At 66.5% G+C, this 23,497-nt stretch carries 19 protein-coding genes; 5 read left to right on the top strand and 14 right to left on the bottom strand.

Annotation, left to right across the window (positions count from 1 at the left end):
- Window positions 1–88 precede the first annotated feature (88 nt).
- Complete coding sequence (locus ACSC1Y_RS05425) at window positions 89–1,927, bottom strand: helicase HerA domain-containing protein (protein WP_435333671.1); 1,839 nt, start codon at window positions 1,925–1,927, stop codon at window positions 89–91.
- A 204-nt stretch (window positions 1,928–2,131) separates the two neighbouring features.
- Here ACSC1Y_RS05425 and ACSC1Y_RS05420 point away from each other — a divergent pair, with 204 nt between their 5' ends.
- A complete protein-coding gene (locus ACSC1Y_RS05420; RefSeq protein WP_435333670.1) occupies window positions 2,132–2,467 on the top strand; it encodes a DUF7113 family protein in 336 nt (111 codons plus the stop codon).
- Window positions 2,468–2,490: 23 nt separating this feature from the next.
- Here the strand turns inward: ACSC1Y_RS05420 and ACSC1Y_RS05415 are convergent, their stop codons facing one another.
- On the bottom strand, window positions 2,491–3,747 hold the full coding sequence (locus ACSC1Y_RS05415; protein WP_435333669.1) for a DNA double-strand break repair nuclease NurA: 1,257 nt from the start codon (window positions 3,745–3,747) through the stop codon (window positions 2,491–2,493).
- A gap of 103 nt (window positions 3,748–3,850) precedes the next feature.
- On the opposite strand from ACSC1Y_RS05415, the gene ACSC1Y_RS05410 reads away from it, so the two are divergent.
- Together ACSC1Y_RS05410 and gpmI are read left to right on the top strand one after the other, a co-directional pair.
- Entirely contained in the window at window positions 3,851–4,105 is a 255-nt protein-coding gene (locus ACSC1Y_RS05410) for a hypothetical protein (RefSeq protein WP_435333668.1), read from the top strand.
- Window positions 4,106–4,206: 101 nt separating this feature from the next.
- A complete protein-coding gene (gene gpmI, locus ACSC1Y_RS05405) occupies window positions 4,207–5,730 on the top strand; it encodes a 2,3-bisphosphoglycerate-independent phosphoglycerate mutase (RefSeq protein WP_435333667.1) in 1,524 nt (507 codons plus the stop codon).
- Window positions 5,731–5,734: 4 nt separating this feature from the next.
- On the opposite strand, the gene ACSC1Y_RS05400 is transcribed toward gpmI, so the two are convergent.
- From ACSC1Y_RS05400 to ACSC1Y_RS05365, 8 genes are all read right to left on the bottom strand, one after another.
- Complete coding sequence (locus ACSC1Y_RS05400; protein ID WP_435333666.1) at window positions 5,735–6,925, bottom strand: MFS transporter; 1,191 nt, start codon at window positions 6,923–6,925, stop codon at window positions 5,735–5,737.
- A 66-nt stretch (window positions 6,926–6,991) separates the two neighbouring features.
- Window positions 6,992–7,801, bottom strand: coding sequence for a carboxylating nicotinate-nucleotide diphosphorylase (gene nadC, locus ACSC1Y_RS05395; protein ID WP_435333665.1), 810 nt, complete (start codon window positions 7,799–7,801; stop codon window positions 6,992–6,994).
- On the bottom strand, window positions 7,798–9,390 hold the full coding sequence (locus ACSC1Y_RS05390) for an L-aspartate oxidase (protein WP_435333664.1): 1,593 nt from the start codon (window positions 9,388–9,390) through the stop codon (window positions 7,798–7,800). Before ACSC1Y_RS05390 ends, nadC begins: the two co-directional genes overlap by 4 nt.
- A 4-nt stretch (window positions 9,391–9,394) precedes the next feature.
- Window positions 9,395–10,528 carry a quinolinate synthase NadA gene (gene nadA, locus ACSC1Y_RS05385; RefSeq protein WP_435333663.1) on the bottom strand — a complete coding sequence of 378 codons (1,134 nt, stop codon included), beginning with the start codon at window positions 10,526–10,528 and terminating at the stop codon, window positions 9,395–9,397.
- 207 nt (window positions 10,529–10,735) lie between these two features.
- Window positions 10,736–12,313 (bottom strand): amidohydrolase, encoded by a 1,578-nt coding sequence (locus ACSC1Y_RS05380; RefSeq protein WP_435333662.1) that lies wholly within the window; start codon window positions 12,311–12,313, stop codon window positions 10,736–10,738.
- A gap of 73 nt (window positions 12,314–12,386) precedes the next feature.
- A complete protein-coding gene (locus tag ACSC1Y_RS05375) occupies window positions 12,387–13,265 on the bottom strand; it encodes an ATP-dependent ribose-1-phosphate kinase (RefSeq protein ID WP_435333661.1) in 879 nt (292 codons plus the stop codon).
- Window positions 13,266–13,268: 3 nt separating this feature from the next.
- On the bottom strand, window positions 13,269–14,168 hold the full coding sequence (locus tag ACSC1Y_RS05370) for a DUF63 family protein (protein ID WP_435333660.1): 900 nt from the start codon (window positions 14,166–14,168) through the stop codon (window positions 13,269–13,271).
- A gap of 75 nt (window positions 14,169–14,243) precedes the next feature.
- Window positions 14,244–15,209: a ribose 1,5-bisphosphate isomerase gene (locus ACSC1Y_RS05365; protein WP_435333659.1), complete on the bottom strand. Its 966-nt coding sequence runs from the start codon at window positions 15,207–15,209 to the stop codon at window positions 14,244–14,246.
- Between the two features lie 141 nt (window positions 15,210–15,350).
- On the opposite strand from ACSC1Y_RS05365, the gene deoC reads away from it, so the two are divergent.
- Window positions 15,351–15,995: a deoxyribose-phosphate aldolase gene (gene deoC / locus ACSC1Y_RS05360; protein ID WP_435333658.1), complete on the top strand. Its 645-nt coding sequence runs from the start codon at window positions 15,351–15,353 to the stop codon at window positions 15,993–15,995.
- A gap of 154 nt (window positions 15,996–16,149) precedes the next feature.
- Here the strand turns inward: deoC and ACSC1Y_RS05355 are convergent, their stop codons facing one another.
- Complete coding sequence (locus tag ACSC1Y_RS05355; RefSeq protein ID WP_435333657.1) at window positions 16,150–18,069, bottom strand: hypothetical protein; 1,920 nt, start codon at window positions 18,067–18,069, stop codon at window positions 16,150–16,152.
- Window positions 18,070–18,283: 214 nt separating this feature from the next.
- On the bottom strand, window positions 18,284–20,200 hold the full coding sequence (locus ACSC1Y_RS05350; RefSeq protein WP_435333656.1) for a hypothetical protein: 1,917 nt from the start codon (window positions 20,198–20,200) through the stop codon (window positions 18,284–18,286).
- A gap of 274 nt (window positions 20,201–20,474) precedes the next feature.
- Between ACSC1Y_RS05350 and ACSC1Y_RS05345 the strand changes: the two genes are divergently transcribed.
- Window positions 20,475–21,731, top strand: a complete 1,257-nt coding sequence (locus ACSC1Y_RS05345; RefSeq protein ID WP_435333655.1) for a tRNA (N(6)-L-threonylcarbamoyladenosine(37)-C(2))-methylthiotransferase — start codon at window positions 20,475–20,477, stop codon at window positions 21,729–21,731.
- Between the two features lie 63 nt (window positions 21,732–21,794).
- On the opposite strand, the gene ACSC1Y_RS05340 is transcribed toward ACSC1Y_RS05345, so the two are convergent.
- Together ACSC1Y_RS05340 and ACSC1Y_RS05335 are read right to left on the bottom strand one after the other, a co-directional pair.
- A complete protein-coding gene (locus tag ACSC1Y_RS05340) occupies window positions 21,795–22,331 on the bottom strand; it encodes a hypothetical protein (protein WP_435333654.1) in 537 nt (178 codons plus the stop codon).
- Window positions 22,332–22,537: 206 nt separating this feature from the next.
- The gene (locus ACSC1Y_RS05335; RefSeq protein ID WP_435333653.1) at window positions 22,538–23,461 is read right to left on the bottom strand and encodes a cation diffusion facilitator family transporter; all 924 of its coding nucleotides are present in this window, start codon (window positions 23,459–23,461) and stop codon (window positions 22,538–22,540) included.
- Window positions 23,462–23,497 lie beyond the last annotated feature (36 nt).

The raw sequence follows: 23,497 nt of genomic DNA, 5'->3' as shown, positions 1-23,497 counted from the left end.
ACCATCGTGAACCGACCGCCGACCCTGCGCCGCCCGGTTCTCCGCCAGTCCTTCAGCGCCCGTAAGTCCTTCAGCGCCCGTAAGTCCTTCAGCGCCCGTGGTTTGTCACACACGTCGAGAGGCCGATGCACTCGACGGGCTCCGAGTTGTCCGGCGAGTAGACGACCATCTGGCCCTTCTCCATGTACGGGACCTTACTCTCCAGTGTCGCGGGGATGTTGACGCTCTTGATGGCGTCTTCGTCGCCGAGATTGAGGACGACGGTGGTGTTGACCTGCTTGAACACCGGGTCGGCGATGTCCTGTGGGTCCTGCGTGATGAGGAACAGGCCGAGGCGTTCCTTGCGGCCTTGCTTCGCCGCCTCGGTGAACTTGCTGATGACCTTCCGGGCCTGGACGGTGTCCGCGTCGGTGAGGAAGTTGTGCGCCTCGTCCATCGCCAGGATGACGGGCGTCTCTTTGATCCGGTCGTGGGTGGGGTCGTTTGAGAGCTTCTCGTCCACGAGGAGGCTCGACAGGGCGAGGACGACAGTCGTCGTCTGCCGCGAGTCGTTGACGTGGTAGGTCGGGACGACGGAGACGCCACCCGGGCGGACGAAGTCGTGGACGATGTCCGTAATCGGCTTCGCGCTCTGGTCGAAGACGTCGCCGAACCCGTAGGTCCGCCGCTTCACGGCGTCGAAGGTGGCCTCGTGGACGCGCCCAGATTCGTGGAGTTCCTCCTTGAGGGCCGGGTCGTCGAGGAAGGTCCGGAACTGGTCGTAGGTTCCACCGTTCCCGTGCTGACGGAAGAACCGACGGAGAAGCTGTTTGAGCGCCGGATACTGGTTGTCGTTCAACCCACCGCTCGCCACGAGCCACGGCCGCGAACGGACCATCGAGAACGGGATGGTGAACTCGACCTGTTCGGCCTGGTGGTGGTCGGCGGCGTACCCCGCCTGACCGACCTTCGGGATGAAGGCCGTCGTGTCTGCGATTCCGCCGTGGGCGATTCCCTCCCGGTCGAGCGTCCGGGCGAACGAGTCGGTCATGTCGGGGTTGTCGTCGTGCAGCTGTGCGTACTCGTCCTGCGGGTCGAAGACGACCATCGCGGGTTTGACGTCGCGTCCGCCATCCATCGGGTAGGTTCGGTCCGCGGCGAGGTACTGCCGGAGGATGTTCTTCGCGCCGTGGGTCTTCCCCGAGCCGGTTCCGCCGGCGACGAGCGTGTGTCGGAACACGAGCGGGTCGCCCGCGTCGTAATCGTCCTTGAGCCGATAGTCGATGGTCGGGGGCTCCGCGTTCGTCCTGACCTTCTCGCCGCCGACGGAGAGGTGCCCGAGGAAGACGCCGTCTTCGGGCATCTTCAGCCCGGTCTTTATCTCGGTCGTGTCGGTCGCCTCCCGGACGACCGTCTCGGGTTTGGGGACGCGGTCGACCATGCGCCGTTTGAGTTCGTCCGCATCTTGGAACAGCACCGCCATCGGCTCCAGCGTCGCCATGAACTTGTAGTCGGCTTCGTCGATGCCGTCCCGACGCATCGCTCGCCTGGCGTGGATCTCGGTCGCGTCGTCGGCGTGGAACGCCTGGGCGTACTCCAGCCCGGTGATGCGGGCGAACAGCTTCTCGCCGTCGGGGTAGGGGGCGAGCAGGTACGAGCCGATGCGGACGTTGGGCCGGTTCCCGGTCGTCACGTACGCCCGCAGCTTCGTGTCCTCCTCGCGCTCGGCGATGCGCAGCCCTTCGGAGACGGCGATGGTGCCGATGCCGCGGTCGCGGCCGCGAGGGCTGACGTCGAGCGACTCGAAGCCGACGTCCTCGGACTCGTCGCTGGGCGTGGAATCGGTGTTGGTGAGTCCATCAACACGTCCATCGCCATCATCGTGGTCGTCGCCGGCCGTCGAATCGTCTTCCACGTCGAACTCCCCGAAGTCGCCCAGGTCGGTCATACAGACGGCATTGCGGCGGTGCGTAAAACCGGTTTCCCCTCGACCACGAGCGGATCGACGACCTCCTCACCGTTCTGTGGAAGCGAGTACCTGCGCCAGGTTCCGAAAACCGATATCCGTACGGCAGGGCAGTCTACTCCCAGCCGTGCTGTGGATTCGTCTCACTGCCGCGGTCTTATGCACGTAGACCGCCTAGTTCTCGGTATGTTGCTAGTGCGCGGCAGTGCTGCGGGGACCGACCTGACCGGGACCATCTACGAACGAGGTGAGGAGGCACCGCAGTTCCAGGGCGCACCGGACGAGGAAGCGCCGTACGTGTGGGTGTGCGACGAGTTCTACGCGGTCGAGAGCGGCGGTTCGGTCCAGGTGGTCGACGGCGAGGAGATCCACGTCGCGTTCGAGACGCCGATGCCCCGCGGGTTCGACACGAAAGAGCAGACCATCGAGGCGGCCAAAGAGCACATCCGGACACAGTTCGCTCGAATCGGCGTCGACCCCGATACGGTCGAGATATCGGTACAGAAGGCCGAAACGGTCTGACCTCGACTTTCTGGCTCCAGCCGTCACTGATTCCAGCGTTTATCGTCGTAATCGCGCGTCTGCCGGGCGTCGAACGTCTCTTCTAGCGTCTCGCCCAGCGCTCGCTTCTCCTCGCGGCTGATGCGAGCCAGCTCGTCGGCCTTCGCCACGGCTCGCGGCGGGCCACCTTCGGCGGCGACCTCCTGCAGGGCGAACAGCCGCAGCTCCTCCCGGGTCTCGGGGTCCTTCGTCACCGCGTAGGGTGCCTCCAGCCGGTACACCAGGTCGTCGCGTGGGTCGTAGATGGCGCAGAACGTCACCTCGTAGGCCTGCGGGTCGAGCCGGCGCTCGACCCCGAGTGCGTCACCGTCGGCCGAGAGCGGGAAGTCAGCACCCCCGCGAGAGACGAACCAGTTCGTGCAGGTGAGGACCGAGGTGTCGCGCTCCCAGCGCTCCGTATCGTGGTCGAACGCGCCGCGTTCGAGGATGCGGGCGAAGAACGCGGAGTCGTCGACCCAGGGTGCGTGCCCGCCCTTCTTCCGGATGGCCCGCGTCAGCGCCTTCGTCGCCGGGTTCTTGACGAAGCCGACCAGCGGCACGTCCCGGGCCACGAACGTTTCGACGAGTTCGACGTAGTTCTCGACGACCTCTTTCACCTGCTCTTCGTCCTCGAGCAGCGCCGCCAGTTCGGGGTGCCGGTCGGCCCACTTGAACAGCCCCTTCGGGTAGAGCGGGCCGTCGAGCACCAGCAGGTCGTCGACGACCTCCGCCTGCGTGAGTGCGTGTTTCGACTCGGCGAGGTAGAGCGCCAGCGCGTGGACGACTCCCTCGACGAACCGGTTGACGTGCGGTGCCTCGCGGATCTGCGACCGGATGAATCCCTCGTCGGCCATCGTCCACTCGGCCTCGTCGACGCTCACCGTGGCGTCGTTGGTGTGGACGGTCATGACGAAGGTTCGAGCCCGGTGCAGGTCGAGGTCCGAGGGGGTCGCAGACATGGCCGCCTGGGCGATATCGAGGACGAGTCCGTTGGTGAACGTGGTCGGGTTGATGGTCCCGGAGTCCAGGCCGTGGACCGTCTCGTAGGGAACTTCGGCCAGTGCCACGTCCTCGATGGCGACGGAGTGGCGGACCTGCCCGTCCAGCGGCGCCAGTATCCGTCTCCCGTCGTCGACCAGCGGGTCCAGGAACTCGTCCCACACCGTTCTGGCGAAGTCCCGGTGGTCGTCCTCGCCCACGTCGTACTGGATGCGCTGGGCCAACTCCGCGATGCCCTCGAAGTGCACCGGGTCGAGCGTCATATCCCGACCCTCAGCGCGGGGGCCGAAAAAGCCGACGGTTAACTCGGTTCCGAAACAAGATTTTTAAAGAAATTTATACGTTAGGAGGACGAAACACGAACCGATGCGGGAAACCGCCGCCTCGAGTTCGGAGCAGGACGAGCCGACCTACGACTGGACGCGCACCGACGACGGGGTGCGAATCTTCGACCCGGAGAACCAGGACGCCTGGGTACAGATGTCGTTCGAAGCGGGTGTCCCTCCGGAGAAACGACTGTTCATGATCTGTGACGACTGCGGCGCCGTCGCGGCCCAGCGCACACGTCCCGGCACGGTTTCTGTCTGTGGCTCGTGCGACACAGCGTTCGAGGCGGAGTAGCTGACGCAACGCTCTCCCATCATCGGCGCAGGGCCGTCGCACCACCGTGACGGCTCGCCCCGAACGAACCTTTCTTTGCGCCCTCTCCCGACTTGCCAGACATGCACGCGGCTCTCGTCATCCTCGACGGCTGGGGCATCAACGACGACCCCGGCGACCACCGGGACGCAGTGAAAGCGGCGCACACACCCGTCTTCGACCGGCTCTCTCGCACCGGCGCGACCGGTCGGCTCGAGGTCTCCGGTCGGCGCGTCGGCCTCCCCGACGGCCAGATGGGCAACTCCGAGGTCGGCCACCTCAACATCGGCGCGGGGCGCGTTGTCAAACAGGAGTACACGCGAATCGAGGACTCCGTCGCCGACGGCTCGTTCTTCGACAACGAGGCGCTCCTGTCGGCGTTCGACTACGCCGATGAGCACGACGGGCGAGTCCACCTGATGGGACTCGTGAGCGACGGCGGCGTCCACTCCTCGCAGAAGCACCTGCACGCACTCATCGAACTCGCCGCCGAACGCGAGGTTCCCGCGGTCACCCACGCCTTCACGGACGGCCGCGACACGCCACCGAAGGCGGGCGAGGGCTACCTCGCCGACCTCGATGCACACGTCCAGCAGTACGGGACCGGGCACGTCGCGACCGTCTGCGGCCGGTACTACGCGATGGACCGCGACCAGAACTGGGACCGCACCCGGCAGGCCTACGACGCCATCGTCCAACGCGAGGCCCCTCACCACGCCGACTCGGCGGTCGAGGCCGTCACCGAGAGCTACGCGCGCGGCGACACCGACGAGTTCGTCGAGGCGACGACGGTCGACGACCACGCCGGCCTGGAAGACGGCGATGCGGTGGTCTTCTTCAACTTCCGCTCAGACCGCGCCCGCCAGCTCGTGCGGATGCTCGCCAGCATCGACCAGCTCGACGACTGGCCCGAGCCGCCGGAGACGCTGCTCGTCACGATGACGGAGTACGACGCGACGTTCGACCTGCCGGTCGCGTTCGCGCCGGAGCAGCCCGAGGACACCCTCGGTGAGGTCATCTCGCGGGCGGGCAAGACCCAGCTGCGGATGGCCGAGTCCGAGAAGTATCCGCACGTCACCTACTTCCTCAACGGCGGCCGCGAGGTCGAGTTCGAGGGCGAACACCGCGAGATAATCGAGAGCCCGGACGTCCCGACCTACGACGAGAAGCCCGAGATGAGCGCGGTGAGCGTGACCGACACCGCTATCCGGTACATCGAGAAGGAGGACCCGGACGTGCTGGTCCTGAACTACGCTAACCCAGACATGGTCGGCCACACGGGTGACTACCGGGCGGCAGTCGAGGCCGTCGAGACCGTCGACACCCAGCTCGGCCGGCTGGAGAACGCGGTCCGTGCCGCCGGCGGCCACCTGCTCGTCACGGCCGACCACGGAAACGCGGATGACATGGGGACGCCGGACGACCCGCACACGGCCCACACGTACAACGACGTTCCCTTCATCTACCTCACGCCGGAGGGCGATTCCGGCGGGAAGCGCATCAGAGCGGGCGGGTCACTCTGCGACATCGCGCCGACGCTCCTGTCGCTCGTGGGAATCGAGAAGCCGGTCGTGATGACCGGCGAGAGTCTGTTGCTTGACGGCTGACCGGTCAGTCCACGTTCTCTCCCGTTCGTCTGGACTCCGGTCCCAGTGACACCGCCGTGGCGACACTGGCGGCGAGGACGGTCACCACGACTCCCGCCCCGCCCAGTGCCAGGTACGGCGACACGTCTGCGACCCTGCCGATGACGACTCCGAACGGGATGGCGACGACCGCGTTCACCATCGAGACGCCGGAGAGGACGGTCGCCCGGCCCGCCGTCTCGACACGGTCGTTCACGAACTGGTTCGCGAGGGTATCGGTCGGCGCGTTGACGGCCCGTACGAGCACGAACGCGGGAAGTGCAGCCATCGGCGCGACCAGCACCAGGGCGAGTGCGAGGCCGAGCACGGCGGGTGCGAGCGTCACCCAGACGACGATACCGAATCGGTCCCCGAGCCACTCCGCCCGGTAGCTGAGCCCAGCGGCCAGCAGGGTGAACCCGCCGTACAGCCAGCCGAGCCACGCCTCGGGGACGCCGAGGTCGACCGCGACGGGCTGTGTCAGTCTCGCAGTGGCGCTCGCGATGGCCAGCACGAACGCGACCCAGAGGACGAAGGCCCGGAGGTCGGCCGAAAGGAGTCGCTCACGGAGGACAGATAGCGCTCGCGACGGCGAGAGACGGTCGTCAGCGTCGATGTCGACCCGAGGGAACGTCACGAGCACGAGGACGCCGATGGCCCAGATGACGCCCGTCGCGTAGAACGGCCAGCGGAGGTTCTCCGCGCCGAGGTAGCCCCCGGCGACCATCCCGGCCGCCCCGACGACGAGGGTCACCGACTGTCCGCGTCCCCGGACGCCCGTGAAGGCGTCGCCGTCGTCCCGCTGAGTCAGCGTCTCGTACAGCCAGGCGTCCGTACTGCCGGATTGTAGCGTCGACCCGAGCGCCCAGAGCAGGTAGATACCCGCGAGTGCCCAGAACGTCCCCGCGGCACCCATCGCGACGACCGAGACTGCCCGGAGCAGATTGCCCACGACGAGGCTGCGCTTCCAGCCGACTCGGTCGGCGACGTAGCCTGTCGGAACCTCTCCGAGCGTGATGCCGACCCACCAGATGGCGTCGAGGACCATGATCTCCGTGAACGAGAGACCAGCGTCGCGGAGGAACAGGACCCAGACTGGGGTCGCGAGGCCGACCGAGGCCGTCGCCATGTAGACGTAGTATTTGAGGACGGGGGAGGCGGGCAGCGAGCGGGACACGGTGAACGCGTCTCGCGCGGGTAACAAAGAGGTTCGCTGAAACTCGTTTCAGTCGGGCCCGAACGCTCACTCCCCGGTCCGGAACGAGTAGTCCAGGCTGGCCGCAGAGTGCGTCAGACTGCCCATCGAGACGACGTCGACGCCAGTCGCGGCATAGGCGGGAACGGTCTCCAGCGTGATGCCGCCCGACGCCTCGGCCAGCACGCCGTCGGGTAGCAGGTCCACCGCCTCGGCGGTCTCCTCCGGGGTCATGTTGTCGAGCAGGACGACGTCCGCGCCAGCCTCGGCCGCCAGTGGGGCATCAACCGCCGCTTCCACCTCGACTTCTATCTTCGTCGCGAACGAGACGCGCTCGCGGAAGTGCGCGACTGCTCTCTCGAGCCCCATCTCGGCGACGTGGTTGTCCTTCACCATGACCATGTGCGACAGGTCGAGTCGGTGGGTGTCGCCGCCGCCGGCGACGACGGCCCGTTTCTCGATGCCGCGGAGCCCAGGTGTCGTCTTCCGGGTGGCGGCGATTCGCACGTCGTCGCTGACCTCGCGGGCGGCGTCGACCGCCGCACGAGTGTGAGTGGCGATGCCGGACGCGTGACCCACGACGTTGACGGCGATACGTTCCGCGCGAAGGATGTCGCGGGCGGGGCCGGTAACCCGCAGGACTACGTCGCCCGCGTCGATCCGGCTCCCGGCGTCGACCGCCTCGGTCACCTCGACCCCGACGTAGTCGAAGACGCGAGCCGCGGCGTCGAGCCCGGCTGCCACGCCGGACTCCTTCGCGACCAGCCGGCCCGTCGTCTCGCCCGGCACCTGGTTCGTCACGTCGTGGTGGCCGACGTCCTCGCGGAACCAGTGTTCGAGCTGGGAGTCGTGAATCATGGCGAGCGAGGGGCGGGGGCGTCGGCGGGGGCCGCCTCGGCGTCTCCCCTATCGTCCACGAGGAAGTGACAGCCGACGCTCTCGTCGTTCTCGCCGGCCGCCCGGGCGACGAGCAGCGCCGTGACGCAGGCGTTCCTGAGTTCGTACAGCTCCCGAGACGTGCGGGTCCGGGTGTAGGCGTCGACCTCGCCCTTGAGCCGCCGGACGACGGCCTGTGCGCGGGCGACCTCGCCGCGCTCTCGCCGGAGACCGAGCGATTCGTCCATCACGCGGCGCAGTCGGTGGAACTTCTCGGCGGCGAATCTGGGGGGCAACGCGGGGTCGCTGTCGAGCAGTTCCGGTGGCTCGTACGGTTCGGGAGCGTGGCCGGAAGTGGCGGCATCCTCGCCGGCGCGAAGCCCCCACACCAGCCCTTCGAGCAGGCTCGTGCTGGCGAGCCGGTTCGCGCCGTGGACGCCGGTCCGGGCGCACTCGCCGACGGCGTAGAGCCGGTCGAGCGAGGTCCGGCCCTCGTGGTCGACGTCGATGCCGCCGCAGAGGAAGTGCTCGCACGGCGCGACCGGAATTCCCGACGTCCAGTCGACGGCGCGGTCGTCGCACTTCGCGGCGAGCGTCGGGAACGCCTCGTCGAACGGTTCGTCGAGGGGCGAGACGTCGAGCGTGACCTCGCCGGTCGCATCGCGCTCGTCCGCGACGGCGCGGGCGACCACGTCGCGCGGGGCGAGTTCCGCGTCCGGGTGGTAGTCGGGCATGAACCGGTCGCCGTCGCCGTTCCGGAGATGGCCACCTTCGCCCCGGACGGCCTCGGAGAGGAGGAACGGTTCCTCCGTCGGGTCCGAATCGCCGCCGGCGAAGGCGGTCGGGTGGAACTGGACGAACTCCATGTCCGCGACGTCCGCGCCCGCCAGCGCGGCCATCGCGATACCGTCGCCGGTCGAGCCGCGGGGGTTCGTACTCCGTCCGAACAGGTCGCCGATGCCGCCGGTGGCGAGGACGGTCGCGCCGGCGAAGACGGGTTCGCCGGTCGGCTCGGTGTCGAGGAGTGCGCCGTGGACCCGGCCCTCGTGCGTGACGAGTTCGAGTGCGGCAGTATCTTCGAGAATCCTCACGTTCGGGTGGTCGTCGAGGGAGCGCAGGAAGGGCCGAAGCACGTGCTGGCCGGTGGCCGCGTCGACGTGGAGGATACGGGGCTCGGCGTGGGCGGCCTCGCGGGTGTAGTCGAACTCCCCCGAGTCAGCGTCGCAGTCGAACTCGACGCCGAGGGTGTCGACGAGCACGTCTCGAACCGCCTCGTCGGCATCCTCCACGAGCACGTCCACTGCTGCTTCGTCTGCGGTGTTCGAACTGGCCGCGACGATGTCTCGTTTGAACTGTTCCGGGTCGGTTCCGGTCGTCGAAATACCGCCCTGCGCCCAGTCGGAGGTCGCGTCCTCGGGGCGGCAGGCTTTCGTCACGAGCAGGACGTTCGAACCCTCGCGGGCCGCACCGAGAGCGGCCGCACAGCCGGCGATGCCGGAGCCGACGACGAGGACGTCGGTCTCTCTCGCTGCTTTCGCCTCGTCGTCGCTCGCGGTCGAGTTACGTGACATCTCGCTACACCTCCAGCATCCGCTCCAGGGCGACCTTCGCCAGTTCCTTCTCCTCCGGAGCGACCTCGATGACGTTGCGCTCGCGCCCGGCGACGAGTTCCTCGAGCACCCACGTCAGGTAGTTCGGGTCGATCTGACGCATCGCGTTGCAGTCCATGCAGGCGTCGCCACAGAGAGGGAGCACCTCGACCTCGGGATGCCAGCGCCGGAGGTGTCTCGTGAGGTGTATCTCGGTGCCGATGGCCCACGTCTCGCCCGGCTCTGCGTCCGCGATGGTCTGGGTGATGGTCGCCGTGCTCCCGGACACGTCGGCGGCCTCGACGACCTCGCGGCGGCACTCGGGGTGGACGATGACCTTCGCGTCGGGATGCTCGGCGCGAACCTGGTCGACGTGCTCGACGGTGAAGCGCTCGTGGACCTGGCAGTAGCCGTCCCAGAGGATGATGTCCGCCGCAGCGACCTCCTCGGCGTCCTTGCCCTCGGGGTCCCACGGGTCCCACTTCGCGATTCGGTCCTCCATCCCCAGTTCGTACGCCGTGTTCTCGCCGAGGTGCTTGTCGGGGAGGAACAGCACCTTGTCGCCGCGCTCGAACGCCCACTCGAAGGCCCGGTGCGCGTTCGAGGAGGTGCAGACCAGCCCGCCCTGCTGGGCGCAGAACGCCTTCAGGTCGGCGTAGCTGTTCATGTAGGTTATCGGGATGATGTCGGCGTCGGGTGCGGCGGCCGTGATCTCCGCCCACGCCGCGTCGACCTGCAGCGCCTCGGCCATCCCCGCCATCGGACAGGAGGCCTCCATCGACGGGAGGATGACGGTCTGGTCGTCGTCGGTGATGATGTCCGCCGACTCGGCCATGAACGTCACGCCGCCGAAGACGACGAATCGCGCGTCGGCGTTCGCCGCCTCGACGCTCAGCTGGTAGGAGTCGCCGATGAAGTCCGCGTGCTCGATTATCTCCCGGCGCTGGTAGTTGTGACCAAGGACGACGAGGTCGTCGCCGAGGGCGGCCTTCGCGGCCTCGATTCGCTCCGTCCGTTCGTCTTCCGTCAAGTCGCGGTACTCCGCGGGGAGCTGTTCCAGCGTATCGTACTTGAACAGGCTCAGCTCCGTCTCGAAGTCCGCCGTTTCCATGGTTGGCACGATGGTCTACCCGTGGTTATCTGCCTCTCCGAAGGGCTAGTTGAAGAAATTTTCTCTCCAATACTGTAGTCTGGCGGAATACTATCCGGTAATACTGCAGCGTTCGACGCTGTCACTCCGGAATCTACTCAGCACAGAGGAAATGATTCGATACTCGACTCTGTTCGTCACTGTTCCTCTGTTCACTGGAGAAGAACGTCCGACCGACTACCGACCGTCGAAGACCACGTCCCCGCCGACGACCGTCATCGCCACGTCGACGTCACGAATCGAATCCTCGTGCTCCCACGGCGATTCGTCGAGTACGACGATATCCGCCTGCTTGCCCTCCTCGAGCGTTCCGAGGCGGTCCTCGTCGAAGCCGGCGTACGCGCCCCCGAGCGTGTACGCGCGGAGTGCCTCGGTGACGGTCAGACGCTGGCTCTCGGCGGGAGCGTTCACCGCGTGGTGGACGCCGAGGAGGGGGTCCATCGGCATCACGTCGCTGGAGAACGCGAGGTTCACCCCAGCATCCAGCAGGTCGCGGAACCGGTTCGTCTGCGTGCGGCGCTCGCGCCCGAGGCGTCGGTCGTACAGTCCGTCCTCCTGCGCCCACTGCAGGAAGTTCGGCTGGCAGGAGGCGACGATGCCCGTCTCGGCGAAGCGCTCGATGTGCTCGTCGGTGACGAGCTCGACGTGCTCGACGCGGTGGCGGGCCGCGCCCGGGTTCTCGGTCGCCTCGAAGGCGTCGAGTGTGGCGCCGATGGCCTCGTCACCGATGGCGTGGACGGTGAGCTGGAGGCCGAGGTCGTCGACCTCCTGCGAGAGCGCGTGGAGTTCGTCGGGGTCGACGACCCAGGTACCGGTTCCGTCTCCCGGCTCGTCTTCGCCTGTGTCTGCGTCGCCTGCCGACTCGGCGTCGACGTACGGCTCGGAGAGCTTCGCGGTCCGACCGCCGAAGCTCCCGTCGGTGAACGTCTTGATGGCGCCCATCTCGACCCTGTCGCTGCCGTGGTTCGTCCGGAGGCCGGCCTCGCTGACCGCGTCGAGGTGGTCGCTCCAGTAGTTGATGCGCACGCGGATGTCGAGGTCGCCGTCGAGCTCCATGTCGCGGTACACTCGCGGGGCGTGACTCTGCCGGACCATGTCGTGGACGCCCGTGACGCCGCGTTCGACCGCGTACTGCTGTGCTGCGTCGAGGAGTTCGCGCGTCTCGGCGGGGTCCGGCTCCGTGGCGGTCCAGATGGGGTCGAGCGCGTCTTCGACCACGACGCCGGTCGGTTCGCCGCCTTCGGTCTGTACGTCCTCGTCGTGGGCGGCGAGCTCGTCCCGGAGGAGGTCGAGCGCCGCGGAGTTGAGCGCGGCCGTGTGCATGTCGACCCGGATGGCCGCTACGGGGCGGTCCTCGCTGACCTCGTCGAGGTCTTCGCGGGTCAGGTAGCGGTCGTCGTCCCAGCCGGATTCGTCCCAGCCGAAGCCGAGGAGCCACTCCCGGTCGGGGTGGCCGTCGTCCGCGAGGATGTCGACCGCGTGGTCCGGCGAGGTGGCCCCGCTCAGGTCGGCGTGAAGCTGGTACTGGCCGAGCTGTTGCATGTGGGTGTGTGCGTCCACGAAGCCCGGAAGCACGACGCGGTCCTCGCAGTCGATGACAGTTGTCTCGACGCCGACGAGGAACTCGACCTCGTACTCGCAGTCGACGCGGACGATGTCGCCGTCGCGAATCGCGACCGCCTCGTGACTCTCGTCCGGCTCGGTAAGCGTGTGGACCCGTGCGTTGGTCAACACGAGGTCCGCCGGTGCCGTCATACCTCGACACGCGATTCGCTGGTGGGTAAACGTTTGGATGCGGGACGATTTGTACGAGAGAACGGCGATTCGCCTAGAACTGCGAGTCGAGGAACGACTGGAGCTCGGCCATCGTCGGCGCCGCGCGCGCACCCTCTTCGGCGGCGGTGATTGCACCGCAGGCGTTCCCACGTTCGAGTGCTCGTTCGAAATCCTCCGAATCGAGGACGGCGGAGACGAACCCTGCGGCGAAGGCGTCGCCCGCACCGGTGGTGTCGACCGGGTCGACCCCGAAACCGGGGTGTTCGTAGGTGGCGCTGGGTGTGTGGACGACCGCTCCGTTGCTCCCGCGTTTGATGACGAGGACGCGGTCGGCGAAAGTCGAAGATTCGTACTCGTCCTCGAGTACCGACCGGGCCTCCCTGTCGTTGAGGAAGACGATATCAGCGGCGGCGAGTGCCGCGGAGAAGTCCCGGTCCGCGAGCCGGCGGCCGGGGTCGAAACTGACCCTGATACCCGCTTCTGCGGCTATCTCCGCGATACGGGCCGCGGTCTCCGGCCGCTGACTCGTCAGGTGGACGTGGTCTGCCGACCGGACGTACTCGGGGTCGACGTCCGTCGGGGTGACGGCCTCGTTCGCGCCGTCGTTCCCGAGGACCGCGACCTCCCCCGCTTCGTCGACGAGCAGGTACTTGACCGTCGTCTCGGCGTTCGAGACGACCTCGAGGCCCGTCGTGTCCACGTCCGACGCTTCGAGTTCACGGCGGGTGAGCAGCCCGTTCTGGTCGTCGCCGACGCTCCCGAGCAGCCCCGAATCGACGCCGAGCCTGGCGATGGCGACGGCGACGTTGGCCGCACTACCGCCACCCGAAGAGCGCTGGGAGTGGATGCGTGATTCACCGTCGGGTTCCGGCAGGCGGTCGACCCGCAGCGTCACGTCCCAGTTGACGTGGCCGGCGGTGAGGACCCGCACCGTTCAGAGCACCCCCGCGAGGGCGGTCACGCCGAAGGAGATCGCATCGGGCTGGGGCGTCCCGGAGACTGCGAAGAGGACGAGGTTGTGGACGCCGGGGCCGAAGCCGACGGCGGCGACGAGCGTGAGCAACAGACGGGCCTGCCGCGGATGCTCGTCGACGTACTCCTTGAACGCGATGACGATGACGACCGCGAGGCCGACCTTGAGGAGGACGAACAGCCAGCCGGCGCCGATGTACGGTTCGGTCGGGAGCCGTGCACCGAGGTCCAGGACGTACTTGGACAGTGCGACGCGTTCGCCCGCGCCGAGGATGTCGTAGCCGATCGCAGTCGTGATGCCGTCCAGCGTGTGGGCGAAGACGACGAACGCGCCGGTCTTGCCGACGTGGGCGGCGACCTCCGTGTAGCGAAGACTGAGGGCGAGCCAGGCGAGTGCGGCGACGATGCCGGCGATGACCGTCCCGATGACCGACCAGAACGGGGTGAAGTCACCAGCGTCGATGGAGAGGAGGACTGCGAAGATGACGAACATCACCGCGAACCCGGTTCCGACGGTACCCACACCTCGGTCGGCGTTGAAGTTCTGCTGAACAGCCGCGACGAAGGTCATGACGATCCAGACCAGTCCGGCGAACGTCGCCGTCGTCATGTACACCGTGATGGTCCCGAACAGCGGCGCTATCGCTTCCGGGAAGGCGCCCTGCTGGTAGAGGACGTGGAGGACTGCACCGGTCATCATCCACGGGCCGAACGCGACCGGCGTCCAGTCGGTGACTGGCGGGTGTATCGCCCAGAGTAACGCTGCCACCCCGAGGAGCGAGAGCAGTAGTGGAACCAGATAGACGAGTGAGGGGAGTTCGGCACCGAACGGAGTGAATCCGGCACCTGCGAGCAGCACCATGGTCGCATATCGTGATGGGCAGTAGAAAGAAGCTTCCGGTAGCCGGGACGTCGTCTGCTCGGAGAGCGACGCGCGCTACGATTCCCAGGGGCGAGAGGTCTCGCTCCCGAACAGTTCGCGCATCAACACGACGACCGATTCCGCCGGGAACTGGCCGCGTTCGGTGACGATGGCGTCGATGTACCGTGCCGGGGTGACGTCGAACGCGGGGTTCTCGACGGTGAAGCCAGCCGGGTCGCCCTGGATGGCCTCGCGCTCGTCGGCGGAGATGACCTCGCTCTCGTCGCGCATCTCTATCTCGACGGTGTGGCCGGTCAACGTGTCCGGATGGAGCTTGATGGTCTGGGCGGCGACCATGACCGGCGTCCCACGGTCTCTGGCATCGACCGCCAGCCCTGCGGTACCGATCTTGTTGATGACGCTACCGTCGGCTGCGATGGAGTCCGCACCCACGAGCACGTGGTCGACGTCGTTCAGGTAACGCCGGGCCGCACTGTCGACGATGAGTGTCACGGGGACGTCCCATTCGCGGAGCTGTTCGGCCGTGATGTGTCCCTGGTTTCGGGGCCGGGTCTCCTTGACGATGGCCTCGATGTGTTTGCCCTGGTCAAGCGCCGCCCTGACACAGGAGAGTGCGTCCGTCGAGTGACAGTGGGTCATGACGGTGTCGCCGTCTCGAAGGCGGTTCGCACCGACCTCGCCGAGCCGTTCCTGCGCCTGGTCGAGGTCGCGCTGGAAGGACTCTGCGCTGGCGACGGTCGACTCGCGGAGGGTGTCGACGTCGTCACCGGAGACGTCGGCCATCACGAACCGGAGGGCGTTCGGGAGGCTGACCGCGGTCGGTCGGGTCTCGTAGAGGACCCGGGCGGCCTTCTGTAACTCCGACCGCAGCTCGTCCGCGGAGTCGGCGTCGCTCTCTCGGGCCTGTGTCGCCAGCGCCCCGGCCGCGGCGTCGGCGATGGTCGCTGCCCCGCGGATATCCATGGTCGCGATGGCCTCGGCCGTCGCCACCACGTCGGGGTGGACGTCGGATCTGTTCATAGCCGTACCTCTCGCCGGAGAGGAGAAAAAGGACCCGGCGTGAGCTGATACGTCGGGGAAGCTGTCGTGTTCGGCGGGTAGCCGTCTCGTGGTCCGGAACAGAACACGGCGGTTTTTACCGTCCCCCCACAATGCCGGGCCATGAACCGAGAAGACCTCGCAGCCAGCATCGACCACACGGTCCTCGGCCCGGAGACGACCCTCGACGACGTGACGTCTGTCCTCGACGACGCCGCGGAGTACGGTATGAACGCCTGCATCCCGCCGTGCTACGTCGAAGAAGCCGCCGAGTACGCACCGGACGTGACGCTCGCGACGGTCGTCGGCTTCCCACACGGCCAGCACACCCCGGAGATAAAGCGTCGCGAGGGTGTCGAGGCCTGGAACGACGGCGCGGACGAGCTGGACGTCGTCATCAACGTCGGTCGACTGAAGGCCGGCGAGACCGAGGCCGTCCGTGACGAACTCGCCGAACTCGTCGCCGCGGTGCCCATCCCTGTGAAGGTCATCATCGAGACGGCCCTGCTCACCGACGAGGAGAAACACGCCGCGTGCGAGGCTGCGAAGGAGGCCGACGCGGAGATGGTCAAGACCTCGACGGGCTTCGCCGACGGCGGGGCTGTCGTCTCGGACGTCGAACTGATGAGCGAGTACCTGCCCGTCAAGGCCAGCGGTGGCGTCAGCTCGTGGGCCGACGCGAAGGCGATGTTCGATGCGGGCGCTGTCCGTATCGGCGCGTCGAGTGGCGTCGCCATCGTCGAGGACTACGTGGACAACGAGGCGTAACCTCCGAGGCCTGTTCTGTGCACAGGGGGCGTCGTGTTCGCGGCGTTGGGGGCGTCGTGTTCGCAGGTCAGACGACGACGTGGTCGCGGTGCTCTAGCGTCGGCGACCGACAAAAGATGACGGCTGGTGAGCGGTCGGACCCGCTCCGTTCTGGTCAGAGGTGGCGCTTCCGTGCGACGATACCGACCCCGACCAGCATGGCGGCTGCGAGGCCAGCGAAGACCGCATCACCGCCGGGAAGGTTCACCGGCATGGGCTCGGATTCGGCGTCGCTCTCCGCCTCCTCGTCGAGGAACGCGTTCACCTTCTCCTCGTCCATCTCGGGGAAGGTGGTCGATTCGGCGTCCCAGCTGCCGGGCATGTGGATGACGGTGTTCTCGTCGACGTCACTGAGTGCCCGGACGTCTTCGATGGTTGGATTCTCGACGGTCGCACCCGTCACCCGGACGTAGGAGACGCCCGCTCCCTCGGACATCTCGGACGAGATGCCGTCGACCGTGAGCCCACCGAACTTCTCGGAGAGCAGGTCGTCGAACGCGGAGAGGTCCTCGAAGGACGCCGCCGCTTCGAAGGTTATCGTCCCGTCGACGATGGAGACGTCAATCTTGGCACGCTCCAGCTCAGCCTGTTCGAAGGCGTCGAGCATCGCCGCGGTCTCCTCGTCCGCGGTGTGCTGGCCGCCCAGGACGACGCCCTTGACGAGCGTGTTCACCAGGTCGGACTGCTTCATCGTCACGGTGAAGGTCATCGAGATGATGCCATCGTCGTCGGTCGTCGCCTTCACGTTGACCGTCGATTCGGGCGTCTCGATGCCCCGCGATTCGAGTTCGGAGGTGTACCGCTCCCAGTTCTCGGTTTCGTAGCTCGACTGGAGCTGTATCGTGGACGTCTCGGTGTCCATGCCGCTGGCGAGCGCACCCCACGTGAGCGTGAACGAGACCTCGGAGGCGATCATCGCGTCGAGCTTCTGTCTGGCTAACGTGAGCGTCTCTTCGTCGGCAGTTCCCGCGAACGTGTGCAACGCGAGGTCAGCCTCCATGACGTGGTGGAACTCGTCGAGCTCTACGTCCCACGAGGTGATGGTCTCTGCACCGAGCGAGTCGTAGGTGAACGACAGGGTCTTCACTTCGACAGCCTCGAGGTGTGCGGCGACCTCGTCGAGCTGCTCTTCGGTGAGTTCGAGCCCGCGGTCGGCGGCGATCATCGATGCGATGTTCTTCGCGAGGGCGGGCTTCACGTCGGAGAACGCGACGGTGTAGGAGACGTCGAGCGCCCTCGTCTCGGGGTCGAACTCGTAGGAGTCGATGGTCACCGTGGCGGTCCCGTCGAGCTCGCTGGCTATCGCCCCGAACATCTCTTCGAGGGACTGCTGAGCGGCCGCTTCGGTCTCCCAGTCGTCGGCTGATAGCTCGCTCAGCGTGTAGCTGTGCGTCCCGGTCATGTCGAAGCCAGACTCGGTCTCAGTCAGCGTGATAGCGGCGTAGGTGAGCGTCGCGTCGGCTGGCGCCGTCGACTTCTCGACGGTGGCATGGCCGCTACTCTTGAACGACGGGCCGACCGTCACGATGCCCTCGGTGGTGAGGGACTTCGTCAGGTCGCTGGTGTCTGCCGTCTCGCTATCGACGTCGTTCGCGAACGTGGCGTCGAGGGTCAGGGACCCACTGGCCTCGGTCTTCGAGGTGACGAGCGAAAGGTCGACGTTGATCGTCTCCATCTTCTCGGGCACCGTCATCGAGAACGTCCCGTCACCGGAGATCTCGGCGGGCTTCACCAGGAGCGTCGCGTCCCCGGTCACCCCCGTCTCCACCTGGTCGGTCACGAAGACGTGGACCAGTCCCTTCGTCACGTCGAGTCCGAACGTCCCCGTCGTGGTCTGCGACGCTGACGGGTCGGCCGTCCGGTAGACGAGAACTGCGTCACCGTTCTCGTAGACGAAGATCTCATCGGCTGCCGTCGCGGGCGTGTCGTCGACGTCCGCGAGCGTCCCCCCGACCGCCGCGCCCGTCACGCCTGCGCTCAGGACGAGCATGGCGACGACGGCGAGGACGGTCGCAGTCTGTATCTGTATCGGCATCACGGGGTCCATTAGCCGTGTGAGAGATTAACACTCTCGGGTAATCTGACACTTGTTAGGACTCTCCAGACGCGGGAACGGTGCGGCACGAAATAGAACGACAGGAGCCACCTGTGAACGATTCAGTCCCTGGTTAGTCTCATCTGGACGCTGTACTATCTCGATTTTCAGACACGATTCCGGGGTCGAAAATGAACGGGTCGAAATCGGTCGCTCAGTCGCGAAGCCGCATCGCGACGAGACTCGTGCCGAGGAGGCCGAGCAGGGCGGCGCCGACGCCGAAGCCGGGCATCCCGCCGAGCAGTCCGCCGCTCGAGTCGTCGACCTCGAGATAGTTCTTGACGTACTCGGTGTCCATCTCGGGGAAGGACTGCTTCTCGGGGTCCCAGTCGCCGGGCATGTGTATCGTCGTCTCCGCGTCGACGCCCGCGAGCGCGCGGACCTCCGATTCGGTCGGGTTCTCACCGGTCGCGCCCTTCAGGCGGACGTAGGTCTTACCCGAGCCGTCTTCCATCTCGCCGTAGGCGCTGACGGCGTTCATGTCGCCGAACTCGTCCTGCATGACGGTCTCGAACGCGGAGATGTTGTCGAACGAGGCCCCTGCCTCGAAGGTGACGCTGTTCTCCTCGACGGAGACGTCCATCCGCGCCCGCTCGAACTCCGAGCGTTGGAACGCGCGCAGAGCCTTGGCCGCCTGAGAGTCGGTCGAGCGACCCTGGACCGTGTCCAGGACGCCGTCGACGCCCTGCTCGACGAGGTCCTTCTGGGAGACCTCGGCGGAGAACTCGGTCTTCAGTTCGCCGTCTTCGGTCCGGGCGTGGAACTCGGCGGTCGTCTCGCCGACGTTCTTCACGCCGCGGGACTCGAGCTCGGAGACGAACGCACCCCAGTTCTTCGTCTCGTAGTTCGCGTCGAACTGGATACGGGCCGACGTCTCGCTCGGCGACGTGAGCGAGCCGTCCCACGTCACCGTCTGGGTCAGGTCGGCGGCCTGCTGTGCCTCGAGTCCCTTCCGGGCGTCCTCGATAGCCTGCGGATCCTGCATCTCGGTCGCCGCTGCAACGTCGAGCATCGCGTTCGCGACCTCGTCGTACTCGTCGAATCGGACGTCCCACGACGCCTTCGCGCTCGTGTCGGTGACGTCGACGGTCCCGGAGACCTTCGTCACCTCGAGCTTCTGGATTCGTCGGGCGATCTCGTCCGCTTCGTCCGCCGAGAGGGACACCTGCGGCGAGCTGACCAGCGACTGTGCGAGTTGCTGGGAGAGCGCCTCGTCGACGCCGGTGAACTGGACCGAGTAGGCGATATCCAGTCGGCCGGACGCGGCGTCGAAGCTGTACGAGTCGATGGTGACGGTCGCGTCGCCCTGGAGCTGGCGGGCGATGGAGCCGAACTGCGCGTCGAGCGTCCGCTTCGCGGCGTCACGGGTCTCGTAGTTCTGCCGGACGTACTGGCTGACCTCGTAGTCCTGTGCGGCGGAGAACGAGTAGCCGGCGTCGGTCTCCTCGAGCGTGAACTCGTGGTGCTGCTTCGCGAGTGACGGCGGTCGCTCTTCGAATTCGACTTCGACGGTCCCGTCGGTCGTGAAGGTCGACGCGGAGGCGGAGAGCGAGCCCTGCGTCGTAACCGAGGAGTACATCGCGGCGGTCTGTCCGTACCCGCTCGACCGGGTGTCGAACGTCGCGTCGATGGACGCGGACGCAGAGGCGTCCTTCCGGGTCTGTTTCAGCGTCGCGTCGGCCGTGAGGTCCGTCACCGAGTCGGGCGTCGGCATCTGGAACTGGCCGTCGCCGGAGAGCGACTCCGGTCCCATGACGAACGACGCGTTGCCGGTGACATCCGTACCTGGTGAGGAGTTGTCCTGCACGAACACGTGGAGGAGGCCTTCCGACACGTCGAGGCCGTAGTTCGCGCTCGTGGTCTGCGAAGCGCCGGTGGACTCGTACACCAGTATCGCGTCGCCGTTGTCCTTCACGTATATCTCGTCGGCGGCCTCGATGGAATCGTCCTGCTGGACGTCCACCCCACCGGAACCACCAGTCGCCCCCGCAGTCGCCACCGGTCCCACCGTGCTCCCGATGAGCATGAGGACGACGGCGAAGACGAACGCAGTCTTCAATCTCGTGAGCATTCGGCAGACTCTTTCGGTTCCGGTACTATAATTGTCTCGGCTTGTCTGATATTCGCTGGTCCCGTTCGGCCATTCCGAAGAAACTGCGATAGGAGGCGGTTTCGGGTCGAGAATCGACGGTTCCACTCCGCCAGCAGTAGTCCAAACAGACAGGAAAATTACTGGAACGTTACAGGGCCGAATCGGGTCGGCCGTGACGCACCCATCGAGTGATGAATCAGTCCGACTCGGTTTCGTGGCCCTTTTGCCCGCCGACCCGGTACAGGCCCATAGCATGGCCCGGTACCACATCGAAACGTACGGCTGTACCTCAAACCGCGGGGAGAGCCGACAGATCGAGTCCGCGCTCCGCGACGCCGGTCACTACCGCGTGGACGGGCCGGACGAGGCGGACGTCGCCATCATGAACTCCTGCACCGTGGTCGAGAAGACGGAGCGCAACATGCTCCGCCGGGCCAAGGAACTCGAAGCCGAGACGGCCGACCTCATCGTCACCGGTTGCATGGCGCTCGCACAGGGCGAGGAGTTCGTCGAAGAGGACATCGACGCACAGATTCTCCACTGGGACGACGTGCCGCAGGCGGTCACGAACGGCGAATGTCCCACGCCCGGACCGGGCGTCGAACCCGTCCTCGACGGTATCGTGGGCATCCTTCCCATCGCCCGGGGCTGCATGAGCGACTGCTCGTACTGCATCACGAAGAAGGCGACCGGGAAGATAGACAGTCCACCGGTCGAGGAGAACGTCGAGAAGGCCCGCGCCCTCGTCCACGCGGGCGCGAAGGAGATACGCATCACCGGCCAGGACACCGGCGTCTACGGCTGGGAGCAGGGCGAACGGAAGCTCCACACGCTGCTCGACCGCATCTGTACCGAGATAGACGGCGACTTCCGGGTGCGGGTCGGGATGGCGAATCCGAAGGGCGTTCACGGCATCCGCGACGAACTCGCGGCCGTCTTCGCCGAACACGACGAACTGTACGACTTCCTCCACGCGCCGGTCCAGTCCGGCAGCAACGACGTGCTGGGGGACATGCGTCGCCAGCATCAGGTCTCCGAGTACCTCGAGGTCGTCGAGACGTTCGACGAGGCGCTCGACTACTGGACCCTCTCGACCGACTTCATCGTCGGCTTCCCGACCGAGACCGACGAGGATCACCAGCAGAGCCTCGCGCTCATGCGCGAGACGCGACCCGAGAAGATCAACGTCACCCGCTTCTCCAAGCGGCCCGGAACCGACGCGGCCGAGATGAAGGGCCTCGGCGGCACCCTGAAGAAGGAACGGTCGAAGGAGATGTCCGAGCTGAAGATGGAGATAGTCGGCGAGGCCTACGAGGCGATGGTCGGCGAGACGAAAGAGGACGTTCTCGTCGTTCAGGAAGGAACCGCGAACTCCGTCAAGTGCCGCGACTCGGCCTACCGGCAGATAATCGTCCAGAACGCCGAGGAGCGTGGCATCGAACCCGGCGACTTCGTCGACGTCGAAGTCACGGGCCACAACACCGTCTACGCGTTCGGGGAACCGCTATAACTCCCGGGCTTCACCGCAGGTTCACGCCTGCAACTCGTCCACGAAAAATGACCGGTTCGGTCGTCAGAACCGTCCAACGCGGCGACTGCTCCGGGTGTTCGACCGACTCGGTGAGCTGTAGTACTCGCCGCCGCCGGGAGCCAGTCTGACCGGGCATCCTCCCTTCGCCGGGTGACCCGGCACGTACCGGCATCTGTCCTCCGTGTCGGGCACCGTGTCGCCGTCCGAATCACCGTACGTGATCCGCGGGCACCCGTTGTTGTCCCTGGGTCCGTATTCGGCAGGGCACTGGTCTCTGTAGTCCGGCAAGGTGTCCTGGTCGATGTCGGACCGCAGTCCGCCACCGCCGTAATCGTCGTCCCAGTCGTCGTCGTACTCCTCTACCTTGCACCAGAGGTTCCCCCAGCGGTCTCTGAAGCACTCACGGTACCTGCCGTGGCTGAAGTATCGGCCTCTCGTCCGTCGACGCCGTCTGCGGTACTGTGCCGCGACGTCGGGTTCTCCCGTCCGCCCCGCCGCGACGAAAACTGCATTCGAGCTGACCGCTCCGACGGCGAGTGTTCGAAGAAGTCTCCTACGGGTCGTATTTCTAATCATCATTACTCGTCCCCTTCTTCCCACATATCTGTACGTCACTTCCCGGTAAGTAGTCGCGCTGTGGCCAGGCTACCGACGTACGACGAAGTAACCTTCCGTAACGAAGAATCGCGGACTCTGTCCTGTTCTCGACGTGAGATGGATTCGATTCGCGTACGAGCGTGGCCGACGCGCAACCGTGATGAGACGGTGACGACCTCGGAACCCGTTCACTCGTTGTCCAGCGACCCGAACAGCTCGTCGGTTCCTCCGTCCTCCTTCCACTCCCCCAGCTCCTTCGGATCGAGGTGGACGAACACGTCGTCGACCTGCTCGATGGCCTGTATCGACTGGACCACGGCCGACTCGATGTCGTGCGCCTCGAACAGCGTTAACTCGCCTTCGACCTCGATGTGGAGCGAGACGTCTATCTCGGGGCCGACGTAGTGGGCGACCACGTCGTGGACGCCCCTGACGTCGGGGTGGGCGAGTGCACGCTTCACTATCTCGGCTCGCAGATCGTCGGGCGGCGCGGCACCGACGAGATAGTTGACGTTGTCGCGGACGATCTCGACGCCGGTCCAGACGATGGCGAGCGAGACGACGATGGCCGCGAGCGGGTCGAGGACGGGGAAACCAGCCCCAGCACCGAGAACTCCGACGAGCGCGGCGCCCGCGGTGAGCACGTCGTTCCGATTGTCGACGGCTGTCGCGACCAGCGCCGGCGAGTGGACGTTCTCGCCCGCTCGAAGACAGTACCTGTAGAGGACGTACTTGAGCACGCCCGAGAACACGAGGACTGCGACAGCGCTCGTCGAGTAGTGAGTCGCCACGTCGCCGGCGAGCAGTGTCGTCCCCGCCTGCCAGAAGACGAATCCCCCCGCGGCGAAGATACCGGCGGCGACGAACAGCGAGACGAACGGCTCGATGCGCTCGTGGCCGTGGGGATGTTCGAAGTCGGGCGGCTGCGTGGTGAGGTAGAGGCCGGCGAGGACGACGAGGCTGTAGGCCGAGTCGGAGAGGCTGTTGACGGCCTCCGAACCGACGGCCAGGCTCCCGGTCTGCCAGTAGACGGTCGCCTTCGCCGCGACGAGGAGGACGTTGACCACCACGACGACTGCCCCGACCCGTCTGACGGCGTTGCCTCTACTCATGGTGGATTTCGGCTACGCACGGGGGGTAAAAGGGCC

It is taken from the genome of Haloarchaeobius lipolyticus (assembly GCF_051208015.1).
Lineage (GTDB): Archaea > Halobacteriota > Halobacteria > Halobacteriales > Natrialbaceae > Haloarchaeobius.
Note: the sequence above shows the minus strand (reverse complement) of the source record. Positions and strands in the feature narration are given on the sequence as shown.

Coding starts and splice junctions, on each gene's coding strand:
- ACSC1Y_RS05425 (WP_435333671.1), bottom strand. CDS start 1,927: ATGACCGACCTGGGCGACTTCGGGGAGTTCGACGTGGAAGACGATTCG.
- ACSC1Y_RS05380 (WP_435333662.1), bottom strand. CDS start 12,313: ATGACGGCACCGGCGGACCTCGTGTTGACCAACGCACGGGTCCACACG.
- nadC (WP_435333665.1), bottom strand. CDS start 7,801: ATGATTCACGACTCCCAGCTCGAACACTGGTTCCGCGAGGACGTCGGC.
- gpmI (WP_435333667.1), top strand. CDS start 4,207: ATGCACGCGGCTCTCGTCATCCTCGACGGCTGGGGCATCAACGACGAC.
- ACSC1Y_RS05420 (WP_435333670.1), top strand. CDS start 2,132: ATGTTGCTAGTGCGCGGCAGTGCTGCGGGGACCGACCTGACCGGGACC.
- ACSC1Y_RS05410 (WP_435333668.1), top strand. CDS start 3,851: ATGCGGGAAACCGCCGCCTCGAGTTCGGAGCAGGACGAGCCGACCTAC.
- ACSC1Y_RS05335 (WP_435333653.1), bottom strand. CDS start 23,461: ATGAGTAGAGGCAACGCCGTCAGACGGGTCGGGGCAGTCGTCGTGGTG.
- ACSC1Y_RS05415 (WP_435333669.1), bottom strand. CDS start 3,747: ATGACGCTCGACCCGGTGCACTTCGAGGGCATCGCGGAGTTGGCCCAG.
- ACSC1Y_RS05390 (WP_435333664.1), bottom strand. CDS start 9,390: ATGTCACGTAACTCGACCGCGAGCGACGACGAGGCGAAAGCAGCGAGA.
- ACSC1Y_RS05355 (WP_435333657.1), bottom strand. CDS start 18,069: ATGCCGATACAGATACAGACTGCGACCGTCCTCGCCGTCGTCGCCATG.
- ACSC1Y_RS05365 (WP_435333659.1), bottom strand. CDS start 15,209: ATGAACAGATCCGACGTCCACCCCGACGTGGTGGCGACGGCCGAGGCC.
- ACSC1Y_RS05340 (WP_435333654.1), bottom strand. CDS start 22,331: ATGATGATTAGAAATACGACCCGTAGGAGACTTCTTCGAACACTCGCC.
- deoC (WP_435333658.1), top strand. CDS start 15,351: ATGAACCGAGAAGACCTCGCAGCCAGCATCGACCACACGGTCCTCGGC.
- ACSC1Y_RS05345 (WP_435333655.1), top strand. CDS start 20,475: ATGGCCCGGTACCACATCGAAACGTACGGCTGTACCTCAAACCGCGGG.
- ACSC1Y_RS05370 (WP_435333660.1), bottom strand. CDS start 14,168: ATGGTGCTGCTCGCAGGTGCCGGATTCACTCCGTTCGGTGCCGAACTC.
- ACSC1Y_RS05350 (WP_435333656.1), bottom strand. CDS start 20,200: ATGCTCACGAGATTGAAGACTGCGTTCGTCTTCGCCGTCGTCCTCATG.